Here is a 22,920-nt window from a genome sequence, read left to right on the forward strand (position 1 = left end):
GCGATTACGCAGCGCGCGAATTCGCCGGCAGAGCAACTCGCGGCCTGTAAGAGACCGCCTTGGGCCGTCCAGGTCGGCAGGCCCGTCGCCGGACCGGGGCGTTGCGCCAGCACAAACACCGTCGGGTTCTCGATCATGGCATTCAGAGACAGTGTCTCGCTCATAAGATCAAATCCGACACCGGAGGTGGCGGTGAGCGCGCGGGTTCCCATGTACATTGCCCCGCTCACGATCTGCGCGGCGGTGATTTCGTCTTCCGCCTGCTTGACCACCATGTGAGTCTTGTTTTCGAGCTCGGCAATGAATGACAAAAGCGGGCTGGAAGGCGTCATCGGGTATCCGGCGTAGAGCCGCACCCCCGCGTGAACCGCGCCGAGTCCCATCGCTTGACTGCCGGTAATTAAAAGATGGCTGGCGAAGCCCTTGTCAGGCGGCGGCAACGCGACGGAGATCGTCCCTTGCTCTGGATTGAAGGAATATCCCTCATCGATGCATCGCATGTTGAGTTCAAGCAGAGCTTTCTTCTTCGCAAACTTCTCGCCGACGAGGGATTTGATGACATCGATATCCTGGTCCAGCATGGACCAGACAAAGGCGGTCAGCAGCACGTTCGACAGAATTGCCTTTGCGCCGAGGCGATTAAGAATGTCATCAACCGGGAAATAGATGACGCGAAGGCTTCGCTCCGCGATCAGCTTCCGATGGTGCTCCGGAAACTGCCATGCGGGCGTGACGTGCAGCACAATCCCTCCCTGCTTCAATTCATCCATGTTCAGCTCGAGACCGTGATGGTTGAGCGCAACAAGCACGTTCACCTTCGTTTCGGTGCTGCAAATGCGTTCATTCGAGGCGTCCAGTTGATAGCTCGCGTGCCCGCCTTTTATGAGGGAGGGATACTCGCGGTAGCCGAACACGCAATATCCGGATCGCTTGAGACCTTTGGCGATAATCGCGCCAATGGAGTTTATTCCCTGTCCGGAAGCGCCAACGATTTTGAGAGAGATGCGGAACATCGCCTAACCCTCATCTGCCGGCTTCGAAGCATCCACCAACTGCTTGCCCCAAACCCTTACTGCCTCCTCCTGGCCGTAGGGCTCGTCTATGATTTTTAGCGTTGGAACAATCAGACGACCGTGATGGGCCTTGACGTAGCGCTGCAAATGATCCGCCGCTCGCGCCGTGTAGAAATACCGATGGTCCCCGAGCCCGATGCACGCACACGGTTTGCCGGCCAGGTCCAGAGTCTTCGCCTTGTCATGAAGCAGCACCGACATGTGTGGATTCAATTGTCCCTCGGTGCCTCCTGTATTCCAGGTCGCGGAGGCGAGCAGGAGGACATCTCCGCTCAGCAAATCCTGTGGCTGGGCCTTCTCGGCCATCGTTTCCTCGATCTCCCAGCCTGGGGTAATGCTCTTCAAAGAATCGACCAGTGCATCCACCACGTACTCCGTGTGACCGCTAGTCGAGGCAAAGACGATATGGAGGGCTCGACGTTGATTGAAGTGCGGGCCAGCCCCGGCGGCATTGGCGATGTTGTTCACGAGTCACCTCCACCAGTGAAGGTTCCCGGCCGGCCTACCTTGACGTGTCGGCGGAAACGTATGTTCGTCCCTATGCCGTCGCCCGGGACTTGACGGTCCTTGTGAAATCAGGCTTGCGCTTTTCCAAGAACGCCGTCAGCGCCTCTTTGGCATCTTCGGAGCGGACTTGCACACTGAACTCTTCGTTCTCGGCCTTCATCGCAGCCTTGATCTGCTCGCGAAATGACTGCTTCACGAGCTTCTTGCTGGCTTGCAGGGCGCCTGCCGGCTTGGCTGCCAACTTCCTGGCCGTTTCGGTTGCTTTCGCCAGAACGTCCTTGTCGGATATGACTTGAGTGACCAGCCCCAATTCGGCAGCGCGCCTGGCGTCGAAAGGAATTCCCAGCAAAATCAGCTCTGCCGCACGGAGGTAACCAATCCGCGCAGGTATGGAGCAACTCGATCCGAATTCCGGCACGACGGCAAGATTGACGAAGGGCATCTGAAATTGCGCACTCTCGCCCGCGTAGACAAAGTCACAGTGCGTCAGCATGGTGGTGCCACCGCCGATCGCAGCACCATGGACCGCCGCGACCAATGGCTTATCAAAATTGACAAATGCATTCATCAGGCGCGACTGCGGCGATTCGCCCGGCCCCGGCGGATTTTTCAGAAAATCCTCGATATCATTGCCGGCGCAGAACGAATCCCCCGCGCCGTGCCAGATGACGACCCGTGTGTTCTCGTCTTTCGCCGCCTCGTTGAAAATGTCCGCGAGCGCCACGTACATCGCTGACGTCATCGCGTTCCGCTTTGCAGGACGGTTCAATTGGACGCGCAGCATACTTCCAGTTCGTTCGGTAACAATGTCATCCGTCATCGATGTCATGTCCTTTGCTGGATTTCGGCACAAATCGAGGTTCGGGATGGCTCCCGGAGCCCGCGGCAGTATCGTTATGCTAGGCTACTTTTTCCAATGCTTTGGGAATGGCACCGCTTTCACGCAAACCGTCGATTTCGGCGGCGCTAAATCCGAGCTGCTGGAGAACCTCCTCGTTGTGTTCTCCAAGCTTTGGGGCGCGCTTCGCGGATACCTTGGCGACGCCATGCACCTGCATCGGACTGCTGATCGTCGATGTCAGCTTGCCGCCGGCGCCTTCGAGCGGAACGATAATGTCATTCGCTCGCAGTTGGGGATCATTGATCACTTCCTGCGGCCCGCGCACTGCTCCAAACGTCACATGAATGCCGTTGAACACTTTGTACCAATGCGCCATCGGCTCGGAGCAGAAGACCTCGTCCAAGATTGCCGTGAGCTGCGGCATATTCGCCGCCAGCTTAGCTGGATCCGAGAAGCGCGGGTCGGTCAGAATATCCGGGCGGCCGATTGCTTTGGCGACGGCCACCAGCTTATCGGGCGTCACGATGAGAACAAACCAGGTGTTGTCTTTGGCGCGATACACATTCATTGCCGCGTTTGCGGGGTGCGTTCGATCGTGCAGGCCGAAGAATTTCGCCTCACACAGCGCGGCCTGGACGGAAACGCTGGCGGACCATACGCCTTCTGCAAGAAGCGAAGTCGTGACGTGCGCGCCCTCACCGGTACGCTCGCGGCGATAAAGCGCCGTGACAATCGCCGAATAGAGGCCGACGGCGGTGGCATTGTCGCCGCTACCGGCAACTGGCCAGGTGGGCGGCGCGCCGGCATCGCGTGTCATTGACAGCAATCCGCTCCGTGCCCAGTACGACGTGATGTCAAAGCCGGGGAGATTCGCATCGGGTCCCTTGTCGCCGAAACCCGTGATGTCCGCATAGATGAGCCGCGGATTCCATCCCACCACATCGTCGTACTCGAGCTTCAATTTCTTGCGCGCAGGGTGCGGCGTGTTGACGACCAGGACGTCGGCCCATTTTACCAGCTTTTCGAGAACTTGCTGGGCGCCCGGAGTTTTCAGATCAAGAGCCATACCGCGTTTGTTGCGATTGGCGAGGTGCCAGGGATAAGCATCCTCCGAGGCCGGCTGCGGCGGAATTTGGTGTCCGTGCCGCCATAATTCGCCGGTCGGCGGTTCCACCTTGATGACGTCAGCGCCGAAGTCGGACAAGATCACAGCGGCGCTGGGGCCTGCGATGAAGCTCGCCAAATCCACCACTTTCAGTCCGGAGAAAACGTTGTTGCTTGCCATGGCTGTCCTTTCTGAATCCCTGTGTACCGCGATCAATTCAGCGACCTCGGAATTGCGGTGTACGTTTCTCGAGAAAGGCCATGGTGCCTTCCTTTTTGTCTTCGGTGGCGGCGCAAATGCCGAAGAATGAAGCCTCCAGGGCGAGGCCCTGGCTTTGGCTGGTCTCCAGCCCCTTGTTCGCGGCCTCCAGCGAGAACTTCACAGCGATCGGTGCGTTGGCCGCGATCTGCTTCAGGATGGCTTCGGCACGGTCGATCAGGCTGGCTGCAGGGACGACTTCGTTGACCAGGCCAATGCGACAGGCTTCCTGCGCGGAGATCGTCTCGCCCGTGAGGATCAACTGCAGCGCGCGCCCTTTTCCCACCAGACGTGGCAAACGCTGCGTTCCACCACCTCCGGGTAATAAGCCGAGCTTCACTTCGGGTTGGCCGAATTTGGCATGCTCCGTCGCAATCCTCATTGTGCAAGCCATGGCGGTCTCACAACCTCCGCCCAGAGCAAAGCCGTTCACCGCCGCGATCACGGGCTTGCCGAGGTTTTCGATGAGATCCAGTACCCCCTGTCCGAACCGGCTGGACTCCTCCGCCCCGTAGGCATCGACATGGGCGAGCTCGCTGATGTCCGCACCGGCGATGAAGGCCTTTTCGCCCGCGCCGGTAAGAATCACGCCCAGCACGGATGCATCGGCCTTGGCATCCTGGAATGCTGTCTCCAGGTCGGCCCACGTCGGTGTATTGAGCGCGTTAAGCACCTTGGGCCGATTGACCGTTACGTAGGCTATCGAATTTTTCTTCTCGTACAGGACGTTCGCAAGCACTAACGCCGCCTTGGGTAAAGAGCTGGGCGCAGTTGCAGGCGAAGAGATGGATGGTGCAACTCCGGAAGCCATAATCGTATCTCCTGCATGGGGGGGCGCCGGCGTCGGAGCGCCGGCGCGATCGGATGTCACACGAAGGCGCCGTGACCGGTAATGGCTTTCCCGACGATGAGATTTTGCATCTGATAAGTACCTTCGTAGGAGTAGAGAGCTTCCGCGTCGGCGAAGAAGCGCCCGACGTTGTAGTCAGCAATGATTCCGTTGCCGCCCAGAAGCTCACGTCCCCACGCGACCGTCTCGCGCGACTTGGCCGTGCAAAACGCCTTCGCCAGCGCTGCGTGGTGATCCCCGAGCTTCCCTTCGTCATCGAGCTGGGCCAGCCGGAGCATCAAACACTGGCAGGCAGTCACGTTGGCGAGCATCTTGGCAAGAAGGTCCTGCACCATCTGGAATGAAGCGATCGGCCTGCCGAACTGCTGCCGCTCCTGGGTGTATTTGAGCGTCGCCTCGAACGCGCCCATCTGGATGCCGGTGGAGGCCCAACCCACCATGTACCGCGTCATCCTCAGCACCCGCGCAGTATCGCGGAACGAGTTGCCGCCCTGCAGACGATTTGCCTCCGGAACGCGCACGTCCTTCAGCGTGATCTGGCCGTTCTGGACGACTTTCAGCGCGATCTTGTGCTCCATCTTCTCGACGCTGAAACCGGGGGTCGATTTGTTCTCGACGATGAATCCCTTGACTTGATTGTCAGCCAGATCCCGCGCCCAGATGATCGAAAGGTCGCACCATGGCGAGTTGCCGATCCACCGCTTCTGGCCATTGAGGATCCAGCTATCCCCTTCGCGCTTGGCGGTCGTGGTCAGGCCACCGCTCGTTCCCGAACCGACCAGCGGCTCGGTCAACCCGAAACACCCGATCTTTTCCCAACGGGCCATCTGCGGCAGCCACTTCTGTCGCTGCTCTTCGGAGCCGTCGAGATAAATCGAGCCCATAGCCAGGCCGCTGTGCACGCCGAAGAATGTACAAACCGATGCATCGACGCGCGCCAGCTCCATCGCAACGAATCCGAATAGCTTCTGGCTGCCTCCCGCGCAGCCATAGCCCTCAAAACCAAGCCCGCCGATGCCCAACTCCTTGAACGAAGGCAGCAGTTCGAACGGAAACGCGTCATCGGCCCAATACTTGTTGATGATCGGCTGGACCTTGGTCTCCATGTAGGTCCGCACCTTCTTGACGACCGCTCTCTCGTCAGGCGAAAGAAGGTCGATCAGTTGATAGAAGTCGCCGTTCGGTACTGGCACCGGCTTCGGCGTGATCTTGCTTACTGTGGCTGCAGTGGGCATTTGGGACTCCTGCTGGCGTGAATTGGGGTCATAGGATGATGGTGGCGCTTCGTCTCACGCCACGGCTGCCTTCGATTTCGGTTGGCTCGGCTTGGCAACCTTATTGCGTATCTCAAGCAGCCCGAGCAGGACCTGGTCTCGCTCTGCCTCCAGTTCCTCCACCGTGCGCGAGCCGACTTCGGCATGGACGCTGTCGATCAGCTTCTTTTGCACATCCGCCGTCAGCACGGGCGAGCCGAGGGTCTTCCACCAGGCCGTCATCGGGCCGGAGAACTGCTGGAAGAAGTGCTCGATGCCGCCCTTACCGCCGCCGAGATGGTTGAGCATCATATTTCCCATGATGCCCCAGCGCAGGCCTGGACCCCAGCAGAGGGCAGTGTCGACGTCGGCAGCACTCACCACGCCCTCTGCGACAAGGTAGTAAACTTCGCGTGCCAGCGCCGCCTGCAGACGATTGGCGACATGGCCCGGCATTTCCTTGTTGACGCGTACCGTCCGCTGCCCAATCGACGTGTAAAATTCCGCAGCGCGCTGAATCGTCGCTTCCGAGGTCTTTGCCCCGCCGACGATTTCGACCAACGGCACCAGATGCGGCGGATTGAACGGATGGCCGATCACGCAGCGTTCGGGATGCATTTTGCACGCCGACTGGATTTCGCTCATGGTCAAACCCGACGAGCTCGAGGCGATGATGACGTTGGGATGCAGCAGCTCGTCCAGCTGACGATAGAGTGTCTTCTTGAACTCGATCTTCTCCGGTCCGTTCTCCTGAACCAGATCGGCATCCTTGACTGCGTCCGTAAGAACCGGAGTAAATGACAACCGGTCTTGGGAAGCACCGGGTGCGAGGCCGAGTCGTTGCAGCGCAGGCCACGCCGTCGCGACAAAGCGCTTCAACGCCGCGTCCGCGCCTGGCGCAACGTCGGTTGCCACCACATCGAGGCCGTGGGCAAGGAACAACGAGGTCCAGCTTGCGCCGATGACGCCCGTGCCGATAATGGCTACCCGGCGGATGGGCTTGCTTTGCGACATATCATTTCTCCTTCGGGATTTCGGCGTATGCGATGCCGGTGAGATTGCCCTGTGCGTAAAGGAAATTTCGTTCGCCGGAACCATCAAGCCGTGCAGAGTAAATTGAGCCGGCGAAATCGGTCACGAACATGCGATCGTTTGGAACGTCGAGCGCGATACCGATCCCCTCCATGAGATGGGTCACCACGATCTCTGGCTCATCAGGCTTGTTGTCGATCGAGGCGCGGTTCACCGTGTTGCCTCGCGGAGGATCACCGCGGTCGGTCCAGTAGAGAACGCGGTTCTTGTGGTCGAGCTCAAGATCGATCGGCTCCGGCAGAGCGCCAAAGAAAATCTCGATGTCGTTTCTGGCCGCGGCGGTTTGACCCTTGGGAATTTCAATATTGGCGCGGAAGATGCGGCCGAGCCCGGCGTTATCTGGGCCCTTTTGCGACCAGTAGATCTTTTTTGATTTCGGATCGATCGCAAGTCCAACGCACCATAGCGTCTGATCTCGGCTATCGGCTTCGCCGTGGCCGGCTTCGATGAGTGTCTCCAGATGCGAGCCGTCGAGATTGCAGCGCATGACTCGCATGCCCTCGCGGTCGCACCAATAGAGTTTATCGCCCTCCTTATCGAGAATGATCTGCTTTGGAGTGTGAGTTTGTCCCTGTGCTACGATTGTCTTGCGGTTCTTGCCGTCGAGATCGGCACGCTCGATCGATCCGTCGTTCAGGTTCGGGATACCCATATTGGTCCAATAGATATGACTGGCATCCACATCGACGACGATGCCGTCAGGCAAGTGGCACTCCGTTACGATGGTCTTGCGATCGGAGCCGTCCGTATTCATGGAGTGAATAAGACCGGCGTTCAACTCAAGCACAAAAAGGCGAGAAACGAAGGCGCTGGCACCAGCGTTTCGTTTCTTGGTCAAGACGGCTTCAGACATGCGGCACCTGTGTTGCAATTGGTCAGCCCGTGACCGCAACAATGCCGCACATACCTGCCGCAATATTGGATGAGAGTGTCGTCGCTGGGATGATTATGCTTCTTGACGATGTGCCTGGTGATCACATGTCATGTCTGCAAGGCGTTGAGATTTTTCCTCTCGCCGTGCCTAAAAGCAGACCTGGGCTCTCGTCTTTGCTCCCTGTACCGCTTTCTCATGCCGCCAGCACTGGCCGGCCTAATCAGCGGAACCGGTCTCGCTGCGCTCTGGAGGTATGCTGAATTGAAAGACCGCGCCCCGAGGCTCATTCGCGCCCGCCCATATTCGCCCCCCATGCGCTTCGATGATCGAACGACAAATTGATAGTCCCATGCCCATGCCGCCGGATTTGACGGCGTAGAATGAGTGAAAAAGCTGTTCAAGAGTTGCTGGATCCAGTCCCGGACCCGAATCCCGCAGACTGACGAGCACGCCGTTCAGGCTATCCCTGCCAGTGCTGATCAGCAACTCACGCGACCCCTCGCCGTCGCCGCTCATCGCTTCGACGGCGTTGATGATCAGATTGAGCACAACTTGTCGCAATTGGACTCGATCCGCTTGAATGAGGGGCAAGCCTTCCGCGAGCTGCGTCCGCACCGAGACGCCGTTCTTCGCCACTTCGCCATGGGTCAAAGCTATGACCTCAAGGACCGCTTCGTTGATCTCCATTGCTTCCCGCCGCGGAGGCTCCTTCTTGATAAGGGCCCGGATCCAGTTGATGACATCGCCGGCTCGCTTGCCGTCATTGACGATCTCGCCGAGCGTCTGCCGGACCTCCTCCAGGTCCGGCGGTCGGGTGCCAAGCCAGTTCAACGCGGCTCGTGCATTGTTGACAATCGCGGCAATCGGCTGGGCGATTTCATGGGCAATAGAGGCCGTCAGTTGCCCCATCGACGCGACGCGGCTCGCGTGCGCCAGCTGCCCCTGCACTTCCCGATAGCGCGCCTCGCTGTCTCGTGCCTCGGCTTCCGTCCGCTTGCGCTCGGTGATGTCGTTGAAAAGGATTCCGACACGTCTGCGCCTGGGGTCTTCTACCCGGAAGGCGTAAACGTCATACCGGCGTCCGAGTTGTTTGGCTTCATTTTCAAAGCGCATCGGCTCGCCCGTCAGCGCGATTCTGCCGTAAATCTCGAACCAATGTTCTTCATGCTGTGGCGCGATTTCGCGCATCCGTCTGCCAACGGCATCCTTGATTCCCGTCTGCCGCTCAAACGACGGGCTGACTTGCAAAAAACGGTAATCAAGCGGCTTTTCGTTCTGGTCAAACAACACTTCAATCGTGCAAAACCCCTCGTCAATCGATTCAAATAACGTGCGGTAATTCTGTTCCGAATCGCGCAATTCCGCCTCGGCGCGCTTGCGTTCGATGAACTGACCGATCTGACTGCCGATGGTAGCCAGCATGTTGAGCAGCTCCTGATCGGGTCGCCTGATCTCACGGCTGAAGAACTCGATAACGCCCAAGGCTTCGCTCCCGAGCAGGATGGGAAAGCCGAAGGCCGTGTGCAATCCTTCGCGTTCGGCGGTGGGTCCGCGCGGGAAGTTTCCATCAGAAACGACATCGGCAATGTATTCGGCCTCAAGACTGGACCACACCCGGCCCGGCAGTCCCAAGCCTGTAACGAAGGTGGACTCCCGGCTGACTCGTTCAAATTCAGGGACCTCAATAGAGGCTTTATGCCAAAGCTCGACACAGCGCAGCGCCTCGGCCTGCCGGTCCACGCGCCAGAGCGCGCCCGCGTCCCATTCCAGGCACTCGCCAATAGCCCGCAGTATTCTCGGAGTGACCTCTTCGATCGTGGCCGCTTCCGCCAGGATCTGCGCGACCGTGTGCTGCACGCGCAGCCGTTCCTCTGCGCGCTTGCGCTCGGTTATGTCCGTGGCTGAGCCGATGTAGCCCAGGAAAGTGCCGTCGGAAGCGAAGCGGGGAGCGCCCTTGTCGAGCAGCCAGCGATACTCACCGTCGTGCCGTCGCACGCGATACTCGACTGTAAAGGGGCTGCGTCGGTCGAAACGATCCGCGTAAGCCTCAAGTCGCACGCCGCGGTCACTCGGGTGAATGTCGTCGACCCAGCCGCAACCCAACTCCTCTTCGAACATTCTCCCCGTCAAATCGAGCCAAGTCTGACTCACATAGGTGCAAAGCTTATCGGCGTCCGTAGTCCAGATCAGCACCGGCGCGGTGTCCGCCATCGTACGGAAGCGCTCTTCGCTTTCCCGCACCGATTCCTGTTTCTTGCGGTGCTCCTCGGTCATGGCGACGAAAAATCAACTGCCCGGGCTTGTCAGTAACGTGAACTGAAAAATCGTATCCCGATCCGCTCTTGCGGTCGCCCACAAGCGGCAGCCATGCGACTGAAGAATGCGGCGACTAATGGACAACCCCATGCCCGTGCCTTGCGCTTTCGTTCATCCGCAGCCCGATCACTGACTGAGCGTGCGGCCTCCGGCAAGTGACTATAGCAGGTTTTACGGTGAGTGGAGGCCCCAGTGGCGGTTCTTGAGGCGGTTGATCGTTCATCGGGCAATCCGCTGAGAACGAACGCTATGCGCTTGAGTTCGTCGCGTCTCGCTTGAAGCGGCCACCGAAACAACCGCAAAGGCGTTCTAATTCAGACAGGATTGAACAATCCTTCTTGTCGGGTCTTTGCTAGTTTCAAGTGTGAACTCCCCATTTTCCAAGTAGTGCAATCAGCGGAAGAGAGACAGGTGTTGCCGCGCATCTAAAGGTCGTTTCATCATGAATCCCGACCGAATCAATAGCGCGTTGGTGCGGACCTTCTCATTTGGCCCGTTCCACTTGATTCCCGTCCAACGGTTGCTGCTTGAAGCCGAACGGCCCGTCCGCCTTGGCAGTCGTGCCCTTGAGATCCTCATCGCGCTTGTCGAACGTCATGGTGAGCTCGTAACCAAAGAGGAGCTCATGGCTCGCGTATGGCCCAGCGTGTTCGTTGAACCGAGCAATCTGACTGTACACATTACTGCGCTACGCAGAGTCCTTGGCGATGGACTTAAGGGCAATCGTTATTTGATCAATATTCCGGGGCGCGGCTACAGGTTCGTCGCCCCGGTCTCCACGGCGGACAATGAGATGCCCTGGTCCGGACAGCGATCCGGGCCCGCGATCAACAAGGACACTTGCGGCGTCCACGGGCTTTCGGCGCGCGCTAGCCGCAGCTTGCAATTGCTTGCGGTTCATCAGGAAGCCGAGGATCCGAGGAAGGTCGCGCACACCCGCGGCTTCGATCGCAACCGATGCGCTCGTTGCTCGCTTGCGACGATGTGCGAACCGCGCTTTTTTTACAATTGACGGCGTGTCGCCGCGATCAACCGGCTGCTTGCGGCCCTGCTTGTCCCGAACGCCGCCGCATACGCCTTCGCGTCGCCGCAGCACTCTCTCCCGAACGCCGTTAAGCTGCGTTCGGGAGAGGATAACGGATTCAGAAATCGTCAAAAAGCATAGGCGGGAGGAACGTACTCATACGGATAGAGATAGTAGCCGTATGGATATGCCGGTGAGTACCAGGCGTCGTCCCGGATATCGCTCCTGGGCCGTCGGTAGACCTTTCCGCCGAGCTTCCGGATGCAGGTGTCGATCGGCGTCGTCCAATCCTCGCTCACATCGGCAATGACCGCTGATTGTTTGAAACCCAAAACGAAGCCAGTTTCGTCAGCCGCTTCCTGGCGAGTATCTGCGCGATCCAGGTCCGCGATCATTCCGACCGCACCGCCGGTCGCCGCACCGATCCCGGCTCCTCCGGCCGCACCGACTGCGGCGCCAGCAGGTCCAGCCAGAGCACCCAACAACGCGCCGACGCCGACGCCGATTGCCGTCCCCAGGGCGGGATGAGTTTCCTTGGTGTCGACCTGGATGAAACCGAGCTCGTCACGGTGGACCACTCCCGTTCCGTGAACGGCGATGTCCCCTCTTCCATCAAGGTCCCATAGTTGGCGCAGGGCCTCGTAGGCCTTGCGAGAGTCGTCAAACACAGCTGCAATATAGTTACGCATGATGGTCTCCTTAGCTTTTTTTGGCTGAGTTGGCCGCTCGCTTTTCGGCAACAGCTTCGCTTAGCTTTTGTACAGAAGCGCGCGCCTCCACGAGAACCTTCTTGACCGACGCATCAAGGTCGGCGCCGGTCGCTTTCAGACTGTCGGACAAATTGGCTTGTGTGGCCTCAAGATGCGTTATCGCATCGGTCAAATGCTTGGCCACGTTGCCTTGCTGTGTGTCGATAGAAGCTTTTACGGACTTCGCAAGGCTCTTGGCTTTTTCAGTCAGAGCCGCGAGGTCGGCCTTTGTGGCGCCGCTCTTCCTGGCGGCGGCGTCGGTAATCTGCCTATGCAGATCCTGTGCAGCCGATCGCAGATTGTCGATTGCGTCTTTCACTTTTGCTTCCGCGCCAGATTTGGCCGAAGCGGTGGCTAGTTGTGCCATAACAGTCTCTCCTTTTCTGGATTGAACGATGAGAGCCTAACGCCGCTTCTCAATTGCTGGCGAATGAAGCTTTACGAATCCTGCCTAATTGCGCGTAACCGCACATTCGCACGTAGTTCGTGACCCAGGTCAGGACAGCTCATGCGATCAAAGACCGACCTTCTGCGCCGCGCCGATTCGCCACGATTCGCAGCTTTTAATTGGGAGCGAGTGCTCCGTGAGCTTAGGACTTCACAGTTCACCCAACCTTGCAAATGGAGGTTCTCATGAAGTCGCTATCCACAATCGCAATTACCGTACTCTTGATCGGTACGTCTGCTTGCCTTGCCCAGCAGGTAGTCGGCTCAACCCAACTTGGGGTGGCCTATGCCGAACTGCGCGACGTCACAACAGGCTGGAGCACCAAGAAACAGGTTCTCGGAAAAAAAGTCTTCAACGATGGTGGCGAGACTGTCGGAAAGATCGACGACATCATCGTGTCACCTGACAAGTCAGTCTCCTACGCCATTATCGGCGCAGGTGGCTTCTTGGGCGTCGGCCGTCACGACGTGGCAATTCCGGTGAACCAGTTAAAGGAGAATGATGGAAAATTCGTTCTTGCGGGCGCTACGAAGGCCGCGATCAAGGCCATGCCTGAATTCGAATACGCAACCCACTGATCCCCAACCCCAGGCGCCCAGGTAGCGAAGGCCAATCCTATCGGGTCGCCCTCACCAATTGGAGAACTTCAATGAACTCGGAGCTAAGTGACTTTCAGAATGCTCTCAGAGCCGCCATCCGCGAAAACTGGAAGTGGTTTGTATTTCAGGGCGTCGTCATGCTTGTCTTGGGATGCCTGGCTGTAGCGGAGCCGGTCATCGCTTCCGTCGCCGTGGACATATATATCGGGTGGCTTTTTATGTTCAGTGGCCTCTTCGGCCTCGTGGCCATGTTCTCGGCGCGCGACGCATCGGCGTTCTTCTGGATGCTGCTCACTGCGGCTCTGTCGCTGGCCGTGGGCATCATGCTGGTCTGGAAACCGGCAGAAGGGACCGTTTCTCTCACGATGGTACTGACGGCGTTCTTCATCGCAGAAGGCGCTTTCCAGATCGCAGCGTCATTTTCCTATCGCGATGTCATGCCTGGTTCCTGGGGCTGGCTGCTCGTGAGCGGAATCTCGGATCTCCTTCTTGCGGGGATTATCATCTACTCTTGGCCGGCGAGTGCGGGCTGGACGCTCGGTCTTATCGTGGGCATCAACCTGATCACGACAGGACTGGCAATCGTCATGACAGCGATGGAAGTCCGCAATGTCGCGAAATCCTTTAGACAGTCCACCGCATAAACTGACTTGTCCAGGGAGGGGTCGGGACACAAGCATTCCGACTCCCCCCTGCAATCAAAAATCAAGAATCGCTGGGAGAGCGGATTATGATGATGTCCGAGGCTATCCTGCCTCACTGACTGGCTTCGCCTCGACCGCGAGGCTGACGGAACAGATTCATCGCTCATTTGAAGAGGCAGTAATGGATTGGGTCTCATGACCGCTCTGGATCATTTGGACCCGGTCAGCCCGCGTTGCCAGCCATTGGATGTTCGCTTTGCACCAAGAGCGACCCAATGCTGCGCGGCAGCGAAATGACGCGACCGGCCGCAAGCGTCATTCGCGACAAATCAGATTTTGTCAAAGGCTGATCGACCGATGTCGCTCGGCGACCTTGCCGTCAGTCGCAAGGCTCAAGTGGGCAGATCCTAAACCTAGGTATGCTCCTCTCAGCCAAATGTAAGTACGGATCAGCCTGTTGTGCAATGGTTTGGTCCATTTCTCTGTGACTACGCTTGGACGTAACCCACCGATATCGAGTGGCAAGACAACAGGAGGAGTTCAGCGATGAGATTATTGGATGCAACCGCATTGTCAGGTTTTGCTCGCAAGGCGGCTGAGTCAGTGTCCGGCTTCGCTAGCGTCGTTCACAATCTGATCCTGGACGTGTGCGACGGCTACCGGCCTGAGCTGCACTACATGCGTGGCCCCGGCCCGAAATGGCACGCCAAGCATCAGCCATGGCTAAGATTCGATTCTGAGGGTGTACCACAGGCCGGGTGCCAGCAGCTGTCGCCTGTGTATGTGCGCAGTCGCTGACGCGGCTGACCCGCCCGATAGCCGGCAGAGGTTACGGAATCATGGTGGTGATAGGGGTGTTCCTGTTTGCCGTGTTGTTCTCGATCTATCTTGCGACAATCTCGCGGGCCGGATCCTCGCCGTGCACCGGAAGCTCCGATCTCGCCTCTGCTCGCGCGCGTCGGGCGGAAATCCGGGGTTGGATGCTGCTCAAGGGCGCCGCCCTTTGCATGGTGTTGGCGGCCATGTTGAACGCTTCGGCACATGCCGGCGCTGCCCTTGAAGAACGCAAATTGCCGATGAAGTTCAGCTGGGTCGGGTGCGAGCCGAATTGCCACGGCTGGGTCAGCGCGGTCGGCATAGTGACCAACGATAGTCCAAGGGATTTCGATGAATTTGCGCGCGGCCGCCAGCTCGGCGGTGCAACCATCGTGCTGGACTCCAGCGGCGGTTCGGTCAACGACTCGATCGCGCTCGGACGGCGGTTCCGCGAGCTCGGGATGCTGACGACTGTCGGAGCAAGCGTGCTCACCCAACGCGGCGAGCGCGCCAAGGTCTCGCCGGAGGCTTACTGCGAATCCATGTGCGTCTTTCTGCTGCTGTCGGGCAAGTCGCGCTACGTGCCGGAGCAGGCGCATGTCCGTGTGCACCAGATCTGGATGGGCGACCGCACCGACCAACCGCGGGCCGCAACCTACAGCGCAGATGATCTGATGATAGTGGAGCGCGATATCGGGCGTCTCGCCAAATACACCTTCGACATGGGCGGCGCAGGCGATCTATTGTCGCTGTCGCTGAACGTACCGCCGTGGGAAGATCTGCATGAACTGTCTCGGGAAGAATTGCGACTGACCAATCTCGTCACCGCCGACATGATTGCTCAGTCGGGCAGCCCCAATGCGGCGGTGGTCGAGCTGACGCCCAAACCGGTGCAGGATCGCCTTGTAAGCAGTGCGGTTGCGACTGAGACAAATCCAGAGCCGGCGAGGTCAACCAAGAAGGTTGAGGTTATGGGGCGGACGGGCGGCTTGAGGGCAGCGGCGGCCCCGCCTGGGGAAGAGTAGCAGGAGCCCTCCCCGAGGAATTGTTGAGGCCTTTCTACCAAGAATAATGGAGAAACGGCTCACCGCAATTTACTGTCTGCGTGCGCATTCTCTTAGTCAAACGAAAGCACCCCGACCACAGCTGCGCCCAGTATCAGCAATGCAGGATTGATCTTGGTTTGCAGCAGGATCAACAGGACGCCAACGGCGAGGCAGCGTGCGCTCGTATCTGCCTATATCGTTGATATGCGAGCGGCTTTGAAAGAGGTCTCGCGTGTATTGGCGCCGGGCGGACGTGCCATATACGTCGTTGGTGAGAATGTGGTGCGCGGCATATAGGTTCGAAATTCCAAGTTACTGCGTCTGCTTGCCGAAAGCCTCGGATTGCGTTTCGAGAAATCGGTCCGTCGTGCGCTACCGCCGAATAGACGGTACATGCCACCTCCTACCAATGGGCGACAAAGTCTAGACTCTCGTATGCGCTCTGAAATAGTGCTTCAATTCAGGAAGACCCGCTAAGGTTTTCCATTTTGCGGATGCGTGAGCTTTCTTGCGGGCAGCGCATATGGCGCTTCCTCGATCGCCGCTCGTCGCGATCATCTTCCCTGACGCAGTAAGGCGGCATCACATAGATCGTGTTGCCGAGCGGGCCGCAGTAGGCAGCTGCAGCGATCAGCCGTTTTTCGTCACGCCGCACGAATATTGGCGAGGAAGCGATCGACGTCGGTGCGCAAGTTTGCGGCCTGGCCGCTCAGTTGTTCGGCCGACGACACCACCTGGGCCGCCGCCGATCCGGTCTTGACGGCCGCCTGGTTGACGGAAGCGATATTGCTCGACACCCGGCCGGTTCCTTGCGCGGCTTCCTGCACGTTGCGGGCGATCTCTGCCGTCGCCGACCCCTGCTGTTCGATGGCCCCCGAAATCGCCGCCGCGGTTTCGTTGATGGCCCCGATCGTGCGGGTGATGCCTTCGATGGCCTGCACCGCTTCCGCGGTCGCGCCCTGCATCGCCCCGACCTGCGCCGAAATCTCGTCGGTCGCCTTCGCGGTCTGGTTCGCCAGCGATTTCACCTCGTTGGCGACCACCGCAAAGCCCCTGCCGGCCTCGCCGGCGCGTGCAGCCTCGATCGTGGCGTTGAGCGCCAGCAGATTGGTTTGGCTTGCGATGTCGCTGATGAGCTTGACGACGGTTGGTGCGGTTGGCCTCGGCGACTGCCTGGCCTGCGATCTCCGTGGATTGGGTGACTTGGCGTGCGATTTCCGAAACCGAGGACGACAATTCTTCGGTGGCGGCAGCGACCGTCTGCACATTGGTCGACGCCTGCTCGGCAACCGCGGCCACGCCGCTCGCCTGATGGCTCGCCTCGCCGGCGGTGCCGGACATGCTCTTCGAGGTTGCCTGCATATCCGACGCAGCGCCGGCCAATGTGTCGAGGGACGAGCGGACGCCGCGTTCGAACTCGTCGGCCATTCTGCTCAGAAGCAGTTTTCGGTCGGCGTCGGCTTGCGCCTTGAGCACGTCCTGCTCGCCACGAAGCCGCGTCGTCTCGATCATGTTGTCCTTGAATATCTTTACCGATTGCGCCATGGCGCCGACTTCATCGCCGCGCCCGAGTGCCGCGATAGAAGTTGACATGTCGCCCTCGGCGATCCTGCGCATCGCCGCCGTCATTGCGTTGATCGGATTGGCGATGCTGCGGCACAAGAGCCAGAACAAGCCGCCGACCAGCACCAGCGCCAGTCCCGCCATCATCCCCATCTGGCGCACTTGCGCCCAAAAGATCGTGGAGATGTCGTCGAGATAAACCCCGCCGCCGATTACCCAGCCGTAAGTCTTGAATTCAGCGGCATAGGACAATTTGGGAATTGGCTCTCCGCCTGTCGCGCGGGGAAAACGATAGTAGACAAAGCCTCCGCCGCTGGTGCCGGCTTCAATCTGCTTGCGCGCAAAAAACACGCCATCGGAGTCCGGCGCATCGTATAAATTCTTGCCGTCTACATTTGGGTTGGGGTGAGCCACGACCAACCCTTGCGGGTTAAACGCATAGAAGTAATCGTCCTTGCCGAAGCGGAGTTTGCGCAGCAGTGCTTTGCCGCGTTCCAAAGCCTCCACTTCGGAAAGTCCTGCCTGGCGGGAAGCCAGATAGTTGAGGTCGAGCGCCTGTCGCGTCAGCAGAACGACATCCTGAAGCTTGGCCTTGCGGTCCTCCAGCAGATTGCTCCACAGCTCCGACAGACCGACCGCGGCCACGGCGGCGATGCCAAAAATCGAAACGCCGATCATCATCAACAGCTTGTAGGATATCCGTAGATTGCCGAGCATAGCGTGCCTTGTTCCTGAGAAGACGTTGCGAGGACGGACGGGGCGGCCCGAGAATCAGGCTAGTTCCAATTGATGAAATAGCCCCTAATGCGCAACCATAGGTCGATCCGCGAAAGCGGTGGAGGTCAGCGGCCATCTGCAACTTATGCGAGCAGCGCGTCCACAGCTTGGTCCGCTTTCAACCCTGCATCAGGGAAGTTGCGGCGCGGGCGACTTGCGGCTTTCGCCGAGGCGGGATCTGATGCCGAGCCGATCCAGCAAATCTGCGTCGCGCGCGGTTTGCGGGTTCTTCGTGGTCAGCAGCACGTCGCCGATGAAGATCGAATTCGCGCCGGCCAGAAAGCAAAGCGCCTGCAGCTCGTCGGTCATGTATTGCCGGCCGGCCGAGAGCCGCACCACGCTCTTCGGCATCATGATGCGGGCGAGCGCGACCAGCCGCACCAACGCGATGGGATCGGGACGCTCCGCCGTATCGTTGACGGGCACGCCCCTCACCTCGTTCCACAGATTGATCGGCACGCTTTCCGGATGCTCTTGCATGTTGGCGAGCAACACCAGCATGCCGAGCCGGTCCTCGACCTGTTCTCCCATGCCGATGATCCCGCCGCAGCAGACCTTGATGCCGGCCTGGCGCACATGCGCCAGCGTATCGATACGGTCGGCCAACGTGCGCGTGGTGATGATCTTGTCGTAGAACTCGGGCGAGGTATCGACATTATGATTGTAGAAGTCGAGCCCGGCCTCGCGCAGCCGCGCCGCCTGTGCCGCGGTCAGCATGCCGAGCGTCGCGCAGGTTTCCATGCCGAGTTCCTTGACCGCGCGCACCATGCCGCAGACCACATCGAGGTCGCGGTCTTTGGGGTTGCGCCAGGCCGCGGCCATGCAGAAACGGCTCGCGCCGGCATCCTTCGCGCGCTGCGCGGTGTCGACCACGTCCGCCTGCGCCATCAGCCTCGTCGCCTTCACCCCGGTGTCGTAATGCGCGCTCTGCGAGCAATAGCCGCAATCCTCGGGACAGCCGCCGGTCTTGATGCTGAGCAGGCTCGCCGTCTCAACATGGTTCGCATCTAAGTTGGCGCGGTGAATGCTCTGCGCCCGAAACATCAAATCCGCGAAAGGGAGTTCATAGAGAGCCTCGGCTTCCTCACGGTCCCAGTCGTGCCGCAGCAGCCCGATGTCCTGGTTGGTCTTCACCTTGGCCACATCGTCCATATGAAATCTCCGACTTTTCATAGATAATCTGTTTGATTATCTATGAGTTGTACCTTCATGGCCATGCTATCCGAGGACATGAAGGCGCGCACCCGATTTTGTGATAGATAATCTATGAGGGACACGGACGGAAACGTCACGGCTGCGGTGCGGATCGCCTCCGCCATCGGAGAGCGAATTATCAGCGGTGCGCTACCGCCCGATGCGCCGTTGCGACAGGGCCGGCGAAACGGGAACGGTCATCCGGAATTTTCTGCGATGTGCGTCAGTCGCGTTGCGAACCGGTTTGTCAAACAGATCAGACTGGCCGTCCGGGTCCGTCAGCATTCAATCACGCGCAATACGAACGACCAATACTTGGGCTGACTCAGACTAAATTTTCATCTTATCGTACAATTATTGGGCGACTCAATAACGGTCGAAGATGTTGTCCGTTTTTGATACGTGTTTGGCAGGATCTGTAACGCCCGCTCCATTGCAGGTCTGAACTCGTTCAAATTTAATCTAGCCATATCGGCCACCGCACACGGCACGGCTGAACAGCACATAAACCAACGTTGGCGTCGATCGCCGGCCTGAAAGGGCTGGGCCGAGCACGCTTGCCTGGTCGGAGGAAGAATGCGAAAGCTCAAGGCGACGATCCTGACCGGCTTCCTCGGCGCGGGGAAGACGACGCTCCTCAATCATCTTCTCTCGCAGTCGGACGCGGAACGCGTTGCCGTGATCGTGAACGAGTATGGAGAAGTCGGAATCGACGGCAAGCTCGTTCTCGAAACCAACGACGAGATCGTCGAGCTCAACAATGGGTGCGTCTGCTGCACTGTCAGAAGCGATCTCATCACCGCGATTCATCGCCTGCTCAACTCCACTCGCCAAATCGACCGCATCCTCGTCGAGACGTCGGGCCTCGCCGATCCCGCCCCGGTGATCCAGTCGTTCATGCTCGACGAGATCCTGTCGAACCGTCTCGCGCTCGATGCCATCATCACGGTCGTCGATGCCAGGCATGTGTCCGGACAACTCGACATGAACGAGGCGCGGGAACAGATCAGCTTCGCGGACGTGCTCCTGCTCAACAAGGTCGACCTTGAATCAGAGGGTGCGCTGCGACAAACGGAGAGCCGTCTGCGCGAGCTGAACCCTCTGGCCGCGATCGTCCGGGCTCGCTCATGCGCTGTCGACCGCGGCAAGGTGCTAGACATCGGCGCGTTCGATCTCGCCAACATCCTGTCGATCGATCCCGACATTCTTGCCGATCATGAACACGAGCACGACCAGAGCATCGGTTGTGTTGCCATCCGTCAGCCGGGCGAACTCGATCCGGTCGCGTTCAACACTTGGCTCAATCGGCTTGTGCAGGCGACGGGCAAGGACCTGTTCCGGACAAAAGGCGTGCTGAACTTCCGCGACGAGGCCCGCCGATACGTCTTCCACGGCGTCCACATGACGCTCGAGGGCCGTCCGGGGAAGCCATGGAAACCGTCGGAGCCGCGGCTGAACGAGATCGTATTCATCGGCCGAAACCTCGACGAGCGCGCTCTCCGGACAGGCTTTGCATCATGCCTGCTGGAGGAATCTGCGCTCGTCTCCTGAATCACCGTGCAAACAACGTTGGGGAACTGACATGCCATCCATCGTCGCCGCCATGATCTCCCTGGGTGTCCTGGGCGCCATCGATACCTATATCACCGCAACAATCATTCCGATCCCGGTATGGGTGACATTCATCGCCTGGGCCTCGTTCTTTGCCTGCGGCGGTGGTCAGAAGGGCCTGCTCAAGTCGCTCGTCTCGAACTGGACAGGCATTGTCATCGCCTCGCTCACCCTGCTGATCATCCAGTATGGCCCGGCACAGCCCGCGTTCGCGGCCCTGCTGGTCGGCCTTGGCACCTCCGCCATGATCTTCGTTTCGGCGCTGCCGCTGCTGAATTTCCCGCCGGCCATCGTGTTCGGCTTTGCGTCTCTTGTCGGCACCACGGCAGCGACGAATACGACCGTCACGACAGCCGGCATCAACCACCCGACGCTCGTCGCCATGGCCGCGATGCTCCTCGGTGGGCTGTTTGGCCTCATGTCCGAATTCGGCACCCAATTGTTGTCGGCCAGACAGTCGGCGGCCGCGTAATCGATCTGCAAACTGGAAGGATTCCTTCGATGAAACTGCAGCACTATCTCGGCGGGCTTGAGGGTCTGGGCCCGGTCAGTACCGAAACCCGCGTCTTCGTGGAATCGTGGGAGACGCGCATCTTCGGCATCCACGCCGCGATGATGGCATTGTCCTCCCAGCTCCCGCTGCCGCGGACATCCTCCACCTTCCACACGGTCTGGACCTGGGCAGACCTACGCAAGGGCGCGGAGTCGCTCAATCCTTTCGACTACTTCAAATACCGCTACTACGAAAAGTGGCTCGGCGGCATCTCGGGGTACTTCATTGACAAAGGCTACATCAGCGCCGACGAGCTCGATAGGCTGACCGAGGACTACTACAAGGATCCGGGCAAGCCGCTGCCCGCCGGCGGTGAGGCCGCGATCGACGACCGGGTCGTGCAGTATCTCGTCGAGGGCGACAGTCCGAAGCGCGACGTTCCCGTCGCCTACCGCTTCGCCGTCGGCGACACCGTCGTGGTGAAAAACATCCCGACGGTGGAGCACACCCGCCTGCCCGGCTTCCTGCGCAACAAGACCGGCACGGTCGAGACCGTCTATGACGGCGCCTACACCTATCTGTGCGACACCGGCAGCGACGGCATCGGCGCGGCCATGCCGGTCTACTGCGTCCGGTTCGACCCGGCCGAGCTCTGGCCGGACAATGCCGAGCCTAACTTCTCGATCTATGCCGACCTCTATGCCCACTATGTCGAAGCGCCGGCGAGCGCCGCCGCGAAGGCGGCCTAACTTTTAAAGCGGGGAGCATGATCCATGGACGACCGTTTCGAATACCGCAACGACCGCGAGGCCTACAGCGCCGCGCGCGTCCGCGCCCTCGAGGCCCTTCTGATCAAAAAAGGCATCATCACCGACAAGACCGTCGATACCGTCCTCGAATTCTTCCAGACCAAGATGGGCCCGTTCAACGGCGCCAAGATCGTCGCGAGGGCCTGGCTCGACCCCACCTTCAAGGCGCGCCTGGTCGCCGACACGCCGAAGGCGATCGCCGAACTCGCGCTTCCGGCGGGCATGGCGGGCGCCGAAGGCGAGCACATGCGCGCCGCCGCCAACGAACCGGGCGTGCACAACCTGATCATCTGCACCCTGTGCTCCTGCTATCCCTGGCCGGTGCTCGGCCTGCCGCCCTACTGGTACAAGGACCCGACCTTCCGCAGCCGGGCCGCGCGCGAGCCGCGTGCGGTGTTGAAGGAGTTCGGCCTCGACATCCCGCAATCGATCGAGGTGAAGGTGTGGGATTCGAGCGCACAGATCCGATGGTTCGTGGTCCCTGAACGTCCAGCCGGCACCGAGGGTCTCTCGGAAGCACAACTCGAAGCGCTGGTGACGCCGGAGTCGATGATGGGCGTCGCCATCGCCAAGGCGGCGTGAGGCATGGTGTCCGATGCTGACGCGGTTCGAACACTTTGCCATCACTGAAATGATGGGCGCTCCCGACACGCCGCCGCGCGCAAACGGCTCGCTGTGTTTCGGCCATGACTGGGAACGGACGGCCTTTGGGGTCGCCCTCGCTCTTGCCAGACAAGGCCATTTCGAATGGGACGACTTCCGGGACGAGTTGATTTCCGAGATCAAGGCCTGGGAGGACGCCCATCCTGTCGATCGGTCATCATGGAATTACTACGAGTGCTGGCTCGCCGCGCTGGAGAAGGCCGTGACGAAGACCGGCATCATCAATCTTCGAGACCTCGCGGACGTCATCTCGAGCATCAGACCGGACGGACGATCAGAGCCGCCAGCGCAATCTCCTGCAACCACATGATCCTA

At 59.6% G+C, this 22,920-nt stretch carries 22 protein-coding genes and 3 pseudogenes; 10 read left to right on the forward strand and 15 right to left on the reverse strand.

Translation table 11 applies throughout. The features are described 5' to 3' along the window. From VNX23_RS00400 to VNX23_RS30935, 10 genes and pseudogenes are all read right to left on the reverse strand, one after another. On the reverse strand, nucleotides 1-1,013 hold a 1,013-nt coding region (locus tag VNX23_RS00400), incomplete at its 3' end, for a 2-oxoacid:acceptor oxidoreductase family protein (RefSeq protein WP_325626849.1). A gap of 3 nt (nucleotides 1,014-1,016) precedes the next feature. Next, entirely contained in the window at nucleotides 1,017-1,541 is a 525-nt protein-coding gene (locus VNX23_RS00405; RefSeq protein ID WP_325626851.1) for a flavodoxin domain-containing protein, read from the reverse strand. Between the two features lie 70 nt (nucleotides 1,542-1,611). After that, nucleotides 1,612-2,409, reverse strand: coding sequence for an enoyl-CoA hydratase (locus VNX23_RS00410; protein ID WP_325626853.1), 798 nt, complete (start codon nucleotides 2,407-2,409; stop codon nucleotides 1,612-1,614). Between the two features lie 70 nt (nucleotides 2,410-2,479). Then, nucleotides 2,480-3,706 carry a CoA transferase gene (locus VNX23_RS00415; RefSeq protein WP_325626855.1) on the reverse strand — a complete coding sequence of 409 codons (1,227 nt, stop codon included), beginning with the start codon at nucleotides 3,704-3,706 and terminating at the stop codon, nucleotides 2,480-2,482. Nucleotides 3,707-3,743: 37 nt separating this feature from the next. Beyond that, nucleotides 3,744-4,523, reverse strand: coding sequence for an enoyl-CoA hydratase-related protein (locus tag VNX23_RS00420; RefSeq protein ID WP_325626857.1), 780 nt, complete (start codon nucleotides 4,521-4,523; stop codon nucleotides 3,744-3,746). A 128-nt stretch (nucleotides 4,524-4,651) separates the two neighbouring features. Then, nucleotides 4,652-5,869, reverse strand: coding sequence for an acyl-CoA dehydrogenase family protein (locus tag VNX23_RS00425; RefSeq protein WP_325626859.1), 1,218 nt, complete (start codon nucleotides 5,867-5,869; stop codon nucleotides 4,652-4,654). Nucleotides 5,870-5,923: 54 nt separating this feature from the next. Continuing rightward, nucleotides 5,924-6,901, reverse strand: a complete 978-nt coding sequence (locus VNX23_RS00430) for a 3-hydroxyacyl-CoA dehydrogenase NAD-binding domain-containing protein (protein WP_325626861.1) — start codon at nucleotides 6,899-6,901, stop codon at nucleotides 5,924-5,926. 1 nt (nucleotide 6,902) lies between these two features. Beyond that, nucleotides 6,903-7,832, reverse strand: a complete 930-nt coding sequence (locus VNX23_RS00435; protein ID WP_325626863.1) for a 3-hydroxyacyl-CoA dehydrogenase — start codon at nucleotides 7,830-7,832, stop codon at nucleotides 6,903-6,905. A 237-nt stretch (nucleotides 7,833-8,069) separates the two neighbouring features. Beyond that, nucleotides 8,070-10,127 (reverse strand): PAS domain S-box protein, encoded by a 2,058-nt coding sequence (locus VNX23_RS30930; RefSeq protein WP_414642923.1) that lies wholly within the window; start codon nucleotides 10,125-10,127, stop codon nucleotides 8,070-8,072. Between the two features lie 12 nt (nucleotides 10,128-10,139). After that, a pseudogene (locus tag VNX23_RS30935) lies at nucleotides 10,140-10,265 on the reverse strand (hypothetical protein); the annotation flags it as partial. 481 nt (nucleotides 10,266-10,746) lie between these two features. Here VNX23_RS30935 and VNX23_RS00450 point away from each other — a divergent pair. Next, on the forward strand, nucleotides 10,747-11,181 hold the full coding sequence (locus VNX23_RS00450) for a transcriptional regulator (protein ID WP_325626911.1): 435 nt from the start codon (nucleotides 10,747-10,749) through the stop codon (nucleotides 11,179-11,181). A 140-nt stretch (nucleotides 11,182-11,321) separates the two neighbouring features. On the opposite strand, the gene VNX23_RS00455 is transcribed toward VNX23_RS00450, so the two are convergent. Together VNX23_RS00455 and VNX23_RS00460 are read right to left on the reverse strand one after the other, a co-directional pair. Then, a complete protein-coding gene (locus tag VNX23_RS00455) occupies nucleotides 11,322-11,882 on the reverse strand; it encodes a hypothetical protein (RefSeq protein ID WP_325626865.1) in 561 nt (186 codons plus the stop codon). Nucleotides 11,883-11,892: 10 nt separating this feature from the next. Then, nucleotides 11,893-12,309, reverse strand: coding sequence for a hypothetical protein (locus VNX23_RS00460; protein WP_325626867.1), 417 nt, complete (start codon nucleotides 12,307-12,309; stop codon nucleotides 11,893-11,895). Nucleotides 12,310-12,575: 266 nt separating this feature from the next. On the opposite strand from VNX23_RS00460, the gene VNX23_RS00465 reads away from it, so the two are divergent. From VNX23_RS00465 to VNX23_RS00475, 3 genes are all read left to right on the forward strand, one after another. Continuing rightward, entirely contained in the window at nucleotides 12,576-12,968 is a 393-nt protein-coding gene (locus VNX23_RS00465) for a PRC-barrel domain-containing protein (protein WP_325626869.1), read from the forward strand. 71 nt (nucleotides 12,969-13,039) lie between these two features. Further along, nucleotides 13,040-13,633 (forward strand): HdeD family acid-resistance protein, encoded by a 594-nt coding sequence (locus VNX23_RS00470; protein ID WP_325626871.1) that lies wholly within the window; start codon nucleotides 13,040-13,042, stop codon nucleotides 13,631-13,633. A 980-nt stretch (nucleotides 13,634-14,613) separates the two neighbouring features. Further along, nucleotides 14,614-15,474 (forward strand): hypothetical protein, encoded by an 861-nt coding sequence (locus tag VNX23_RS00475; protein WP_325626913.1) that lies wholly within the window; start codon nucleotides 14,614-14,616, stop codon nucleotides 15,472-15,474. A 665-nt stretch (nucleotides 15,475-16,139) separates the two neighbouring features. Here VNX23_RS00475 and VNX23_RS30940 read toward each other — a convergent pair. From VNX23_RS30940 to bioB, 3 genes and pseudogenes are all read right to left on the reverse strand, one after another. Beyond that, nucleotides 16,140-16,763 (reverse strand): methyl-accepting chemotaxis protein, encoded by a 624-nt coding sequence (locus tag VNX23_RS30940; RefSeq protein ID WP_414642925.1) that lies wholly within the window; start codon nucleotides 16,761-16,763, stop codon nucleotides 16,140-16,142. A gap of 256 nt (nucleotides 16,764-17,019) precedes the next feature. Next, a pseudogene (locus tag VNX23_RS30945) lies at nucleotides 17,020-17,775 on the reverse strand (cache domain-containing protein); the annotation flags it as partial. Between the two features lie 189 nt (nucleotides 17,776-17,964). Then, nucleotides 17,965-18,987, reverse strand: coding sequence for a biotin synthase BioB (bioB, locus tag VNX23_RS00485; protein WP_325626875.1), 1,023 nt, complete (start codon nucleotides 18,985-18,987; stop codon nucleotides 17,965-17,967). 114 nt (nucleotides 18,988-19,101) lie between these two features. Between bioB and VNX23_RS00490 the strand changes: the two are divergent. The 6 genes and pseudogenes from VNX23_RS00490 to VNX23_RS00515 form a co-directional block, all read left to right on the forward strand. Then, a pseudogene (locus VNX23_RS00490) lies at nucleotides 19,102-19,206 on the forward strand (GntR family transcriptional regulator); the annotation flags it as partial. 399 nt (nucleotides 19,207-19,605) lie between these two features. Continuing rightward, nucleotides 19,606-20,580: a GTP-binding protein gene (locus tag VNX23_RS00495; RefSeq protein WP_325626876.1), complete on the forward strand. Its 975-nt coding sequence runs from the start codon at nucleotides 19,606-19,608 to the stop codon at nucleotides 20,578-20,580. A gap of 31 nt (nucleotides 20,581-20,611) precedes the next feature. Further along, nucleotides 20,612-21,112 carry a DUF1097 domain-containing protein gene (locus VNX23_RS00500; protein WP_325626878.1) on the forward strand — a complete coding sequence of 167 codons (501 nt, stop codon included), beginning with the start codon at nucleotides 20,612-20,614 and terminating at the stop codon, nucleotides 21,110-21,112. A 29-nt stretch (nucleotides 21,113-21,141) separates the two neighbouring features. Continuing rightward, entirely contained in the window at nucleotides 21,142-21,882 is a 741-nt protein-coding gene (gene nthB, locus VNX23_RS00505) for a nitrile hydratase subunit beta (RefSeq protein ID WP_325626880.1), read from the forward strand. A gap of 24 nt (nucleotides 21,883-21,906) precedes the next feature. Further along, nucleotides 21,907-22,524 (forward strand): nitrile hydratase subunit alpha, encoded by a 618-nt coding sequence (gene nthA, locus VNX23_RS00510; protein WP_325626882.1) that lies wholly within the window; start codon nucleotides 21,907-21,909, stop codon nucleotides 22,522-22,524. A 13-nt stretch (nucleotides 22,525-22,537) separates the two neighbouring features. Continuing rightward, nucleotides 22,538-22,915, forward strand: a complete 378-nt coding sequence (locus tag VNX23_RS00515) for a nitrile hydratase accessory protein (RefSeq protein ID WP_325626884.1) — start codon at nucleotides 22,538-22,540, stop codon at nucleotides 22,913-22,915. Nucleotides 22,916-22,920 lie beyond the last annotated feature (5 nt).

This window comes from Bradyrhizobium sp., from assembly GCF_035570375.1.
GTDB lineage: Bacteria > Pseudomonadota > Alphaproteobacteria > Rhizobiales > Xanthobacteraceae > Bradyrhizobium.

What these genes read in the sequence shown, in the direction of transcription:
- VNX23_RS00410 (WP_325626853.1), bottom strand. Translation starts at nt 2,409, where the DNA reads ATGACATCGATGACGGATGACATTGTTACCGAACGAACTGGAAGTATG.
- VNX23_RS00415 (WP_325626855.1), bottom strand. Translation starts at nt 3,706, where the DNA reads ATGGCAAGCAACAACGTTTTCTCCGGACTGAAAGTGGTGGATTTGGCG.
- VNX23_RS00425 (WP_325626859.1), bottom strand. Translation starts at nt 5,869, where the DNA reads ATGCCCACTGCAGCCACAGTAAGCAAGATCACGCCGAAGCCGGTGCCA.
- VNX23_RS00430 (WP_325626861.1), bottom strand. Translation starts at nt 6,901, where the DNA reads ATGTCGCAAAGCAAGCCCATCCGCCGGGTAGCCATTATCGGCACGGGC.
- VNX23_RS00435 (WP_325626863.1), bottom strand. Translation starts at nt 7,832, where the DNA reads ATGTCTGAAGCCGTCTTGACCAAGAAACGAAACGCTGGTGCCAGCGCC.
- VNX23_RS30930 (WP_414642923.1), bottom strand. Translation starts at nt 10,127, where the DNA reads ATGACCGAGGAGCACCGCAAGAAACAGGAATCGGTGCGGGAAAGCGAA.
- VNX23_RS00455 (WP_325626865.1), bottom strand. Translation starts at nt 11,882, where the DNA reads ATGCGTAACTATATTGCAGCTGTGTTTGACGACTCTCGCAAGGCCTAC.
- VNX23_RS00460 (WP_325626867.1), bottom strand. Translation starts at nt 12,309, where the DNA reads ATGGCACAACTAGCCACCGCTTCGGCCAAATCTGGCGCGGAAGCAAAA.
- VNX23_RS00465 (WP_325626869.1), top strand. Translation starts at nt 12,576, where the DNA reads ATGAAGTCGCTATCCACAATCGCAATTACCGTACTCTTGATCGGTACG.
- VNX23_RS00470 (WP_325626871.1), top strand. Translation starts at nt 13,040, where the DNA reads ATGAACTCGGAGCTAAGTGACTTTCAGAATGCTCTCAGAGCCGCCATC.
- VNX23_RS00475 (WP_325626913.1), top strand. Translation starts at nt 14,614, where the DNA reads ATGCTGCTCAAGGGCGCCGCCCTTTGCATGGTGTTGGCGGCCATGTTG.
- VNX23_RS30940 (WP_414642925.1), bottom strand. Translation starts at nt 16,763, where the DNA reads ATGTGCAGACGGTCGCTGCCGCCACCGAAGAATTGTCGTCCTCGGTTT.
- bioB (WP_325626875.1), bottom strand. Translation starts at nt 18,987, where the DNA reads ATGGACGATGTGGCCAAGGTGAAGACCAACCAGGACATCGGGCTGCTG.
- VNX23_RS00495 (WP_325626876.1), top strand. Translation starts at nt 19,606, where the DNA reads ATGCGAAAGCTCAAGGCGACGATCCTGACCGGCTTCCTCGGCGCGGGG.
- VNX23_RS00500 (WP_325626878.1), top strand. Translation starts at nt 20,612, where the DNA reads ATGCCATCCATCGTCGCCGCCATGATCTCCCTGGGTGTCCTGGGCGCC.
- nthB (WP_325626880.1), top strand. Translation starts at nt 21,142, where the DNA reads ATGAAACTGCAGCACTATCTCGGCGGGCTTGAGGGTCTGGGCCCGGTC.
- nthA (WP_325626882.1), top strand. Translation starts at nt 21,907, where the DNA reads ATGGACGACCGTTTCGAATACCGCAACGACCGCGAGGCCTACAGCGCC.
- VNX23_RS00515 (WP_325626884.1), top strand. Translation starts at nt 22,538, where the DNA reads ATGCTGACGCGGTTCGAACACTTTGCCATCACTGAAATGATGGGCGCT.